This window comes from Pseudomonas sp. ACM7 (genome assembly GCF_004136015.1).
GTDB classification, from domain to species: Bacteria; Pseudomonadota; Gammaproteobacteria; order Pseudomonadales; family Pseudomonadaceae; genus Aquipseudomonas; species Aquipseudomonas frigoris.
In genome coordinates, this window is record NZ_CP024866.1 from 2,152,523 (window position 1) to 2,163,810 (window position 11,288).

The 11,288-nt window shown below is 59.8% G+C and carries 11 protein-coding genes; 9 read left to right on the top strand and 2 right to left on the bottom strand.

Annotation, left to right across the window (positions count from 1 at the left end):
- Positions 1–31 precede the first annotated feature (31 nt).
- Both mscK and selO read left to right on the top strand, forming a co-directional pair.
- Positions 32–3,382: a mechanosensitive channel MscK gene (gene mscK / locus CUN63_RS10120; protein ID WP_129439111.1), complete on the top strand. Its 3,351-nt coding sequence runs from the start codon at positions 32–34 to the stop codon at positions 3,380–3,382.
- A gap of 48 nt (positions 3,383–3,430) precedes the next feature.
- Complete coding sequence (gene selO, locus CUN63_RS10125) at positions 3,431–4,894, top strand: protein adenylyltransferase SelO (RefSeq protein ID WP_129439112.1); 1,464 nt, start codon at positions 3,431–3,433, stop codon at positions 4,892–4,894.
- 19 nt (positions 4,895–4,913) lie between these two features.
- Here the strand turns inward: selO and CUN63_RS10130 are convergent, their stop codons facing one another.
- Positions 4,914–5,135, bottom strand: coding sequence for a hypothetical protein (locus tag CUN63_RS10130; RefSeq protein ID WP_129439113.1), 222 nt, complete (start codon positions 5,133–5,135; stop codon positions 4,914–4,916).
- A 203-nt stretch (positions 5,136–5,338) separates the two neighbouring features.
- Here CUN63_RS10130 and trxC point away from each other — a divergent pair, with 203 nt between their 5' ends.
- Positions 5,339–5,773: a thioredoxin TrxC gene (trxC, locus tag CUN63_RS10135; protein ID WP_129439114.1), complete on the top strand. Its 435-nt coding sequence runs from the start codon at positions 5,339–5,341 to the stop codon at positions 5,771–5,773.
- 34 nt (positions 5,774–5,807) lie between these two features.
- On the opposite strand, the gene CUN63_RS10140 is transcribed toward trxC, so the two are convergent.
- Positions 5,808–6,578, bottom strand: coding sequence for a ParA family protein (locus CUN63_RS10140; protein ID WP_129439115.1), 771 nt, complete (start codon positions 6,576–6,578; stop codon positions 5,808–5,810).
- A gap of 354 nt (positions 6,579–6,932) precedes the next feature.
- Between CUN63_RS10140 and CUN63_RS10145 the strand changes: the two genes are divergently transcribed.
- From CUN63_RS10145 to CUN63_RS10170, 6 genes are read left to right on the top strand one after another with little or no spacing between them, the layout of a single operon-like run.
- Complete coding sequence (locus CUN63_RS10145; protein ID WP_129439116.1) at positions 6,933–7,658, top strand: beta-ketoacyl synthase chain length factor; 726 nt, start codon at positions 6,933–6,935, stop codon at positions 7,656–7,658.
- The gene (locus CUN63_RS10150; protein ID WP_129439117.1) at positions 7,634–8,446 is read left to right on the top strand and encodes a 1-acyl-sn-glycerol-3-phosphate acyltransferase; all 813 of its coding nucleotides are present in this window, start codon (positions 7,634–7,636) and stop codon (positions 8,444–8,446) included. The genes CUN63_RS10145 and CUN63_RS10150 overlap by 25 nt, the downstream gene beginning before the upstream one ends.
- Complete coding sequence (locus CUN63_RS10155; protein ID WP_129439118.1) at positions 8,424–8,699, top strand: phosphopantetheine-binding protein; 276 nt, start codon at positions 8,424–8,426, stop codon at positions 8,697–8,699. The genes CUN63_RS10150 and CUN63_RS10155 overlap by 23 nt, the downstream gene beginning before the upstream one ends.
- 9 nt (positions 8,700–8,708) lie before the next feature.
- On the top strand, positions 8,709–8,963 hold the full coding sequence (locus CUN63_RS10160; RefSeq protein ID WP_007992314.1) for an acyl carrier protein: 255 nt from the start codon (positions 8,709–8,711) through the stop codon (positions 8,961–8,963).
- Positions 8,960–9,505 carry a membrane protein gene (locus tag CUN63_RS10165; protein WP_046045640.1) on the top strand — a complete coding sequence of 182 codons (546 nt, stop codon included), beginning with the start codon at positions 8,960–8,962 and terminating at the stop codon, positions 9,503–9,505. Before CUN63_RS10160 ends, CUN63_RS10165 begins: the two co-directional genes overlap by 4 nt.
- A complete protein-coding gene (locus CUN63_RS10170) occupies positions 9,502–11,184 on the top strand; it encodes an acyl-CoA synthetase family protein (protein ID WP_129439119.1) in 1,683 nt (560 codons plus the stop codon). The genes CUN63_RS10165 and CUN63_RS10170 overlap by 4 nt, the downstream gene beginning before the upstream one ends.
- Positions 11,185–11,288 lie beyond the last annotated feature (104 nt).

Sequence of the window (11,288 nt, forward strand, 5' to 3'; positions counted from 1 at the left end):
CCACACTTCGTCTCGTTTTCGATCGGTCTCTATGTCAACCCTGCGCACCTTTTTCATCATGGCCCTGCTGGGCTTGAGTCTTTCTGTCGGTACATTGCAAGCGGCCGAACCGCCGTCCAGCGAAGCCGTGCAGGCGAACCTGGACAAGATCGCCGACCGCAAACTGCCGGAAGTCGATCAGAAAGCCCTGCAGAGCATCCTGCAAAGCACGCTGACACAGCTCAACAACCAGCGTGATTACGAGCAGAAACTGGCCGATCTCAAGCAGCAACTGGCCAGCGCCCCGAAGCAAAACATCGAGAACCAGCGGGAACTGACCAAGCTCAAAGCCTCCAAAGTGCTGCCAGTACCGCAGCGCTATGCCAAAGAGCCTATTCAGCAACTGGAGCAAATGCTCACCGAGCGCTCCACCCAGCAAAGCGATCTGCAGAAAGCCTTGGCTGACGCCAACAGTCTGGTGATTACTGCCCAGACCCGCCCCGAGCGCGCACAGGCCGAAATTTCCACCAGCCAGACACGCATCCAGCAGATCAACAACATCCTCAAGGCCGGCAAGGACGCCGGCAAGACCTTGACCCCTGAGCAACGCGACCTGCTCAACGCCGAACTCGCGGCACTGAATGCCCTGATCCCGTTGCGTCGCCAGGAACTGGCTGGCAACAGCCAGTTGCAGGACTTGGGCAAAAGCCAACATGACTTGCTCTCGGAAAAATCCGATCGTCTGGATCAGGAAATCCAGGAGCTGCAAAACCTGATCAACCAGAAGCGCCTGGCCCAGTCCCAGGAAACGGTGACGCAGCAATCCATCGAAGCGCAGAAGTCCGGCGGCAGCAGCCTGCTGGCTACCGAAAGCGCGGCCAACCTGAAGCTTTCGGACTACCTGCTCAAAAGTACTGACCGCCTCAACGAAGTCACCCAGCAGAACCTGCAGACCAAGCAGCAACTGGACAACGTGACCCAGAGCGATTCGGCGCTGGACGAGCAGATCAACGTGCTCAAGGGCAGCCTGCTGCTCTCCAAGATTCTCTACAAACAGAAACAGGCCCTGCCACTCCTCAAGCTCGACCGCGACCTGGCCGACCAGATCGCCGACATTCGCCTCTATCAATTCGAAGTCAGCCAGCAACGGGAACTGCTCAGCAACCCGGCGACCTACGTCGACAACCTGCTGTCGACTCAGCCTCCCGAGCAAGTCACCCCGCAGCTGCGCAAGAGCCTGCTGGAACTGGCCACGACCCGCGCCGACCTGCTGGAGCGGCTGAACCGCGAACTCAGCGCGGTGCTCAACGAATCCATCACGTTGCAACTCAATCAGAAGCAACTGCTGAGCACCGCGCAAAGCCTGCGGGCGACCCTCGATGAGCAAATGTTCTGGATTCCCAGCAACAAGCCGCTGGACCTGGAATGGATGCGCGCCGTACCGGAGCGCCTGGAACGTCAGGTCACCACGCTGCCATGGGCTTCCAGCCTGAGCGAATTAAGTGACGGCCTGACCCAACGGCCTCTGCTGTTCCTGCCCTTGGCACTGTTGATCGGTGCCCTGCTGTGGCGGCGCAAAAGCCTGTATGCCCGACTGAGCAAGGTTCACCAGGACATCGGCCACTTCAAGCGCGACAGCCAGTGGCACACGCCGCAGGCAATCCTGATCAACATTCTGCTGGCGATGCCGGTCTCCCTGGGCCTGGCCTTGTGTGGCCTGGCCTTGCAAATCGACGCCCGCGGACAGAACGCGAACATGGGCGCGGCACTGTTGCAAATGGCCCAGGCCTGGCTAGTGTTCTACACCGCTTACCGGGTCCTCGCGCCGGGCGGCGTGGCCGAACTGCATTTCCGCTGGGAAAAACCTCAGGTCGAATTCCTGCAGGGCTGGGTCCGTCGACTCGGACTGGTGGTTATGGCGTTGGTCGCGGTGGTGGCAGTCGCCGAGCTGCAACCCGCGACCCTGGCCGATGACGTACTCGGCATGCCGGTGGTGCTGACCTGCTACGCGTTGATGGCCTGGCTGCTCAGCCGCCTGCTGATCAGCAGCCCGACTCACCAGAACGCTTCGCTGTTCCGCAAGGCCGTGGGGATCATGTTCACCATCCTGCCTGTCGCGCTGTTCGTGGCGGTGTGCTTTGGCTACTACTACACCGCGCTGAAGCTCAGCGACCGGTTGATCAACACCCTTTACCTGCTGATGTTCTGGCTGGTGATCGAGGCCACCTTCGTGCGCGGCCTCAGCGTTGCGGCACGACGCTTGGCCTACCAGCGCGCCCTGGCCAAACGCCAGGCCGCGAAAGAGGCCGGTGACGGTGAAGCGGTCATCGAAGAGCCAACCCTGGATATCGAGAAGGTCAACGAACAGTCCCTGCGCCTGATCCGCCTGGCACTGCTTGGTGGTTTCATCGCGGCGTTGTACTGGGTCTGGTCGGACCTGATCTCTGTGTTCTCGTACCTGGATAACGTCACCCTCTACGAATACACCAGCGGCACCGGCGCCAACATGAGCATGGTGCCGATCAGCATTGGCGACATGCTCGGCGCTCTGATCATCATCGGCATCACCTTCGCCCTCGCGCGCAACTTGCCGGGGTTGCTGGAAGTGTTGGTGCTGTCGAAGCTGAACCTGGCTCAGGGCAGTGCCTATGCCACCACCACCTTGCTGTCTTACGTGATCGCTGGCGTCGGTTTCGTCTCGACCCTGTCGACACTCGGCGTGAGTTGGGACAAGTTGCAATGGCTGGTGGCGGCGCTGTCGGTGGGGCTCGGCTTCGGGATGCAGGAAATCTTCGCGAACTTCATCTCCGGGATCATGATCCTGTTCGAACGTCCGGTGCGGATTGGCGACACCATCACCATCGGCAACCTGTCCGGCACCGTGAGCAAGATCCGCATCCGCGCCACGACCATCACCGACTTCGACCGCAAGGACATCATCGTCCCGAACAAGACGTTCATCACCGGGCAACTGATCAACTGGTCCCTGACCGACACCATCACCCGAGTGACCCTCAAGCTCGGTGTCGATTACGGCTCGGACCTGGACCTGGTCAAGGAGTTGCTGCTCAAGGCTGCCCGTGAAAACCCACGTGTGCTGAAGGATCCCGAGCCTCATGTGTACTTCCTGAACTTCGGCGAAAGCACCCTCGACCATGAGTTGCGCATGCATGTGCGCGACCTCGGCGACCGTAACCCGGTGCTTGATGAGGTCAACCGCTTCATCAACCGCGAGTTCAAGAAACATCACATCAACATCTCGTTCCGGCAGATGGAGGTTTACCTCAAGAACATCCAGGGTCAGGAATACAGGATGGTGCCCGTCGATCCGGAAGCCAAAACCATCGTGCCGCTGGTTGATGGCAAATCGCCGCAAGAGCCACCACCGGCCAAGCTCGACTAAGCGGCTTATCCCTAGCAGAATGCTCGGACATTCTGCTGGAGATGGCCCTTGAAAGCCCTCGACGAACTGACCTTCGATAATCGTTTCGCCCGCCTGGGCGATACGTTTTCCGCCCACGTGCTTCCCGAGCCGATCGACAACCCGCGCCTGGTGGTGGCCAGCCCCGCCGCCATGGCGCTGCTCGATCTCGACCCTACCGAGGCCGAAACCCCGGAGTTCGCCGAACTGTTCAGCGGCCATAAGCTCTGGGCTGACGCGATACCGAGGGCGATGGTCTACTCAGGTCATCAGTTCGGTTCCTACAACCCGCAGTTGGGCGATGGTCGCGGTCTGTTGCTGGGCGAGGTCTACAACGAGGCCGGCGAGCATTGGGACTTGCACCTCAAGGGTGCCGGCCAGACGCCCTTTTCGCGCATGGGTGATGGGCGGGCGGTGCTGCGGTCCTCGATCCGCGAATTTCTTGCCTCCGAAGCGCTGTATGCCCTGAACATCCCGACCACCCGCGCCCTATGCGTGATCGGCTCCGACACGCCGGTGTGGCGCGAGAAGCAGGAACGAGCGGCCATGGTCCTGCGCATGGCGCCGAGCCATGTGCGTTTCGGGCATTTCGAATATTTCTACTACACCAAACGTCCCGAGAAACAGAAAGAACTCGGCGACCACGTGCTGGCCATGCATTTCCCGGAATGCCTGGAACAGCCGGAACCGTACCTGGCGATGTTTCGCGAAATCGTCGAGCGCAATGCCGAGCTGATCGCCAAATGGCAGGCCTATGGTTTCTGCCACGGCGTGATGAACACCGACAACATGTCGATCCTCGGCATTACCTTCGATTACGGCCCGTTCGCCTTCCTCGACGACTTCGACGCCCACTTCATCTGCAACCACTCCGATGATCAGGGCCGTTACTCCTTCAGCAATCAGGTGCCGATCGGCCAGTGGAACCTCAGCGCCCTCGCTCAGGCCCTGACGCCGTTCATCAGCGTCGAAGCCCTGCGTGAAACGCTCGGCCTGTACTTCCCGCTGTACCAGGCCCATTACCTGGACCTGATGCGCCGCCGCCTCGGGTTCACCACGGCCGAAGACGATGACCAGAAACTGCTGGAGCACTTGCTGCAACTGATGCAGAACAGTGGCGTCGACTACAGCCTGTTCTTCCGCCGTTTGGGGGAAGAATCACCGGAACTGGCCGTCGCCCGCTTGCGCGATGACTTCGTCGACATCAAAGGCTTCGATGCCTGGGGCGAGCTCTACATCGCCCGGGTGACGCGTGAAGGCGAGGTGGATCAAGAACAACGCCGCAAACGGATGCGCGCCGTCAATCCGCTGTACATCTTGCGTAACTACCTGGCACAGAAAGCCATCGATGCCGCGGAGAGCGGCGACTATTCAGAGGTTCGTCGGCTGCACGCGGTGCTGAGTAATCCGTTCGAGGAGCAGCCGGGGATGGAGAGTTATGCCGAGCGGCCGCCGGAGTGGGGCAAGCATCTGGAGATCAGTTGTTCGTCTTGAGGGTAGAACACTGAAAAATTCAGATTGGCATTGATCGGTGCGCACGGTCATAGGCTTCGACATGGTCGCCTATGATCGACACCAAACCCTCCAGCGGATGAAATTCATCGCTGCCCATCATTCCCAGTAACTCATCCCGAGACTCGACCAACCGATCGTATTCAGCTTCGGATTCAGGACGTTTCAACAACCATGACACGGATGGCCAATGTTCAATGGCTTGCTTGACGAGTTCACTCATTTTCGTACCTGTTTGGTTGCTATCGGAAAGTGCGAGTGAAGATTAAGAGTTGAATCAATCGCTATCTAGCAGACCGAGTCACCCTGACCTGTAGGTCACCTCTCTAATTGCAGAAGGCTCCTGCCTACATATCTCTGACTTGATAAACAGGGGCTTTGCCTCCAGATCCATCGCATCGACTGCCAACTTTCGAAGAGCCAACCATGACCGACCCACTCCTCATCCCCTGCCCCCACTGCAACGGCCTCAACCGCATCCCCGCCGAACGCCTCAACGACCATCCAAAATGCGGTCGCTGCAAAGCCGAAGTTCTGCTGAATAAACCCTTTGAGTTAAAGCAAAGCGATTACCCCAGCCAGATCAAAGGTGATCTGCCGTTGCTGGTGGACGTTTGGGCGGACTGGTGTGGACCGTGCAAGTCGTTTGCGCCAGTGTTCGAGCAGGCGGCGGTGCAATTGGCGGGTAAGTGTCGACTGGCCAAACTGGACAGCGAGGTGAACCAGCAGTTGTCGGCGCAGTTGGGGATTCGCTCGATTCCGAGTCTGATTTTGTTCAAGAACGGCCGGGAAGTGGCGCGTCAGAGCGGCGCCTTCCCGTTACCGCAATTGATGAGCTGGTTGCGTAGCCAAGGGATTTAGAACTACCACAGTGGTTCGGTGTTGTTTGCAGGAATCAGGTGTTTTCGAGGAGGTTGTGCAGATCGACGAATTGCTGCGTCAGTTTATGCCGAGGATCGAGGTGAATCAGCGGCGTGTTGGCCTGGTGGGATTCGCGCATGCGCACCGAGCTGCCCAAATACACCGGTAATACCGGCAGGCCTTCGGCGATCAATTCATCGAGGATTTGCTGAGGCAGACTGGCGCGAGCCTGGAACTGGTTGACGACAATCCCTTCGACTTCCAGCCCTTCGTTGTGGTCGTCCTTCAATTCTTCGATTTCCGCCAACAGGCCGTACAGCGCCTGACGCGAAAAGCTGTCGCAGTCGAAGGGGATCAGCACACGATCAGCGGCAATCAACGCAGATACCGCATAGAAATTCAGCGCTGGCGGGGTATCGAGGTAGATCCGATCGTAATCGCCGTCCAGTTCCTCGAGCAATTTGCGCAGCTTGTTGATCTTGTGTTTGGCCTCAAGCTTGGGCTGCAAGTCAGCCAGCTCGGAAGTGGCAGTGATAACGTGGAGGTTGTCGAACGGGGTTTCGTAGATATCGACCTGGTTTTTCTTGGAGAACGGTCCGGATGACAGGGTCTGTTTGAAAAAATCGGCGATCCCCATCGGAATGTCACCACCGGTGAGGCCCGTCAGGTACTGAGTGGAGTTGGCCTGGGCATCGAGATCCACCAACAGCGTGCGATAACCCTCGCTGGCACTGACCGCAGCCAGATTGCAGGCAATGCTGGATTTGCCTACGCCACCTTTCTGATTGAATACCACGCGCCGCATGTCAAAACCTCCGTGTATCAAAGAATGATCGAGTGTAGTAGTCCACCGCGCTGCTTAGCTACCTCGCCGGCATAGGGACTACACAGTCATCGGCAATCTCTCAATAAAAAAGCCGCTAACTCTGCCGTTGACCACTGACAGAGCCGACAGACATGCCCACCACGATGTGGATAATGGCCAAACGACAGCCATGCACGAACCAACCGGTACATTTCATTGAGCAAAATGTAACCATCATTTGCTACGCGCCCGCCGCAACGGGATAATGCGCGCCACTCGGCGCTAAGCGCTACGTCAGGTAGTTCGCGTTTTTTGCGACTCTCCGCGTCAAGGAAGCCCGCAAGGGCGGGATGAATGTCTGTGATCAATTTCAACATCGCCCAATGGCGCGCGTGGGCCCCTGGGCTCGAAAGCGTGGACGATTGGCAGGCCTGGAGCCGACAACCGGTCGTGCTTGCGAGCAGCGATGCCGCACCCGACGTCTCGTTTCTGCCGGCCATGCAGCGCCGGCGACTCAGTCGTCTCGCGCGGATGGCGTTCAGTGTCGGCTGGCCCTTGGCCGATGGCCGCCAGGACCTACCGTTGGTCTTTATTTCTCGCCACGGCGAAACCCCGCGCACCTTCGATATCCTCAGCGATCTGGCTGCCGATCAGCCGCTGTCGCCGACTCAATTCAGCCTGTCCGTGCACAACGCGATCATAGGCCTGTGGTCGATCATGCGCGGCGAAACCAGCGAAATGACTGCCCTCGCTGCAGCCGGCGATGGCCTTGAACACGGCATGCTAGAGGCCGCGGCTTTGCTTTCCGAGGGCGCTCCCGCGGTACTGCTGATCGTCACCGAAGAGCAACCGCCCGAGGCCTACTCGACCTGGATCGACGACGTGCCGTTCCCTTACGCGGTCGGCCTGCTGATCACCCCCGGAAACGACTGGCAGTTGTCCCTGAACAGCGCCTCGGATGAGTTGTCCAAAGCCCACTGGCCCCATGCCCTGAACCTATTGAGTACCCTGCTCGGCCAGCAGACAACCTGCCAACATGCCTGGAAAAATCGTGTATGGACCTGGCAACGCAACCTGTAACCGAAAAAAACCGCGACGCCTATTACTGGCGCCTGCTGGCTACCGCCGCAAGCTTCACCCTGTTCGGGTTGGGCGGGCTGTGCCTGCGGCTTGTGGTTTTCCCGCTACTGAACTGCCTGCCCGGCGATGCCCGGACCCACCGGCGGCGAGCGCGGCACACCGTCGCCCGCCTGTTCTGGTTTTTTGTGCGGTTCATGGCTCGCACCGGTGTGCTGACTTACGACATCCAGGGCGCCGAAAAACTCGGTCGACCGGGGCAAATGATCATTGCCAATCACCCGTCGCTGATTGATGTGGTGTTCCTGATCGGCCTGGTGCGCCACGCCAACTGCGTGGTCAAGAAAAGCCTCTGGGAGAACCCTTTTACCCGCGGCCCGCTGCGCTGCATCGAATACATCAGCAACGACGGCAGTATGGACATGCTCGATGCCGCTGCCGACGCGCTGAAAAGCGGCCAGACCCTGATCATCTTTCCTGAAGGCACCCGCACTCGGCCCGGTCAGGCGCCAGCCTTCCATCGGGGTGCTGCGGCAATCGCTCTGCGGGGTGCGAAAATCCTCACCCCGGTGATTATCAAGGTCAGCCCGACCACGTTGACCAAGGCCGAGCCCTGGTATCGGATCCCCAAACGCCGTGTGCACTTCAGTTTCCGTGTCGGGGCCGATATAGACCCACAAGCCTTCGCCTCGCAGGGCCCTGCTCCTCAGGCCTCGCGTAAGCTCAATGACTATTTGCATCATTACTACATTAAGGAGCTCGCCGAAGATGAGCGATCTGCACACTCTTAGTCTCAAGCAGGAAATCAAAGAACTGATCATCGACGCCCTGGGCCTTGAAGACATCAGCGCACAAGACATCGGCGACGACCAGACGCTGTTCGGCGAAGGCTTGGGCCTGGATTCGGTAGACGCTCTGGAACTCGGCCTGGCAATCCAGAAAAAGTACGGCATCAAAATCGACGCCGACGCCAAAGACACCCGCAATCACTTCAGCAACGTGGCGAGCCTTGCGGCGTTCGTCACTGCAAAACAGGCAGCTTGAGACCGGACCATGCAAACTCGTGACGACATTTTCAACACCCTGCGCGATGCTCTGGTCGAACTCTTCGAGCTGGACCCCGAGCGCGTGAGCCTCGAATCCAACCTGTATCAGGACCTGGAAATCGACAGCATTGACGCGGTCGACCTGATCGATCACATCAAACGCCAGACTGGCAAGAAAATCGCTGCCGAAGAGTTCAAATCGGTGCGTACCGTCAGCGACGTGGTCGAGGCGGTCTACCGTCTGGTTCAGCCGGCCGCATGAGCCGACTGATCGGCCTCGGCCTGCTGCTGGCGGGCCTGCTGTACCCCTTTGCGGTGTATTTCGGCATGGAGCACTTTGCCCCGTGGCAGTTCGGTCTGCTGCTGGGCAGCCTGTGGCTGGCCCGGGCACTGCTCGGTACGCGCAAGCCCGGCAGTCTGTGGATGGCGATCACCGCGATCACTTTTTGCCTGTTGCTGGCGTTGTTCGACAGCCCGCTGCTGCTGCGCTGGTACCCGGTGCTGATCAGCGCGTTCATGCTCGGGCTGTTTGGCCTGAGCTTGATCGTTGGCCCGCCAATCATCGAACGCCTGGCGCGTTTGCGCGAACCGCAACTGCCGGCCAAGGCGATTGTTTATACCCGCCAGGTGACGATCGTCTGGTGCGTGTTTTTCTTCTGTAACGGTTTGCTCGCCGCCGCCCTGACCCTCTGGGCGCCGCTGAGTTGGTGGATGTTGTACACCGGCCTGATTTCCTACGGATTGATGGGCCTGCTATTTGCCATTGAATGGCTTATACGACAACGGGTACGAGGCCACCCATGAATTGGATAAAACTTGAGCAATTGTTGCTCAAGGCACAACCGGAACGTGCCGTGACGGCCGAACCGGCACTGAATCACGCACAGCTTTGCGAACAGGCTTTAAGCCTCGCCGCGGGCCTGCAAGCCCAGGGTGCACGGCGTATTGCCGTGCACCTTGAGGACGCCGCTGACCTGACGATTGCCCTGCTGGGTGCCTGGCGTGCCGGGGTCAGCGTGCTGCTGCCCGCAGACCTGCAAGCCCAGACTCGCCAGCGCTGGTCGACCGAAGTCGATCTGTGGCTGACCGATCAGGCCGATGACGCACACCTGAGCGATTACCGGCATCCGCCGTTGATGGCGGCCGCACTGGATCTGGATCGCTGTTCGCTGAGCCTGTGCACGTCCGGCTCCAGTGGCGAGCCCAAGCGCATCGACAAAACCCTGCGCCAACTGGCCAATGAAGTCGAAGCGCTGGAACTGCTCTGGGGCGCCGATCTTGGTACGGCTTGCATCATCGGCAGCGTCGCCACTCAGCATATTTACGGATTGTTGTTTCGAGTGCTGTGGCCGCTGTGCGCCGGGCGCTCGTTTGTGCGCAAGCAGCTGGCATTCCCTGAAGATCTGCAGCGCGCCAGCCGCGAACACCCGGTATTCGCCTGGGTCGCCAGCCCGGCGCTGCTCAAGCGCATGGGCGACAACCTCGACTGGCCCGCATTAAGTGCGGTTCGCCGGGTATTTTCCTCCGGCGGCGCCTTGCCGGCCGAGGCCGCACAAAGCCTGCATCAACGCCTGCAGCAGTGGCCGACGGAAATCCTCGGCAGCTCGGAAACCGGCGGCATCGCCTGGCGTCAGGGCGACGATCTCTGGCAGCCCTTTGCTGACATTGAATTGAGCCAGGACAGCGACGGCGCCCTGCTCATTGCTTCGCCGTACTTGGCGCCCGGGCATATCGAACACACCGCGGATGCCGCGCGAATCGCTGCCGACGGCCGATTCGAACTGCTCGGACGGCTGGACCGGATCGTCAAACTGGAAGAAAAACGTATCTCACTACCGATGCTGGAACAGGCCCTGATGGCCCACGACTGGGTCGCCGAAGCGCGTCTTGGCGTGGTTCAGGAAAACCGCGCTTCATTGGGTGCGCTGCTGGTGCTGACCGAGTCAGGCCTGCATGCGTTGCGCAATCAGGGTCGACGCACCCTCACGCAAGAATTGCGTCAGCATTTGAGCCAGCATTGCGAAGCCCTGGCGCTGCCACGACGCTGGCGCCTGCTGCGGCAACTACCGCTGAACGCACAGGGCAAACTGCCCCAGGCCATCGTTGAAGCCCTGCTGCTGGCGCCGCGCCCAAAGGCGCCGGAAGTGCTGGATCAGGTCGAAGTCGATGGCGAGTGGAGCCTGCAACTGGCGGTACCACCCGACCTCGCCTACTTCAGCGGCCACTTCCCCCAAACGCCGGTATTGCCCGGCGTGGTGCAAGTGGAGTGGGCGTTAATGCTGGGCCAGCAATTGATGGACCTGCCGGAAAAATTCGCTGGCATGGAAGTGCTGAAATTCCAGCAACTGGTGCGCCCCGGCGATGAAGTCCAGCTGCACCTGCGCTTCGATCCGACGCGCAGCAAGTTGTATTTCGCCTATCGCAACGAGACCGCGACCTGCTCCAGTGGGCGGATCTTGCTGGAGGCCTCAAGCGATGCATAACTTTGGTGAGTGCTGCGCACTCAATCGCGAGCAAGCTCGCTCCCACAGGGGATTCGTGGTTAACAGAGATCCAATGTGGGAGCGAGCTTGCTCGCGATGCAGGC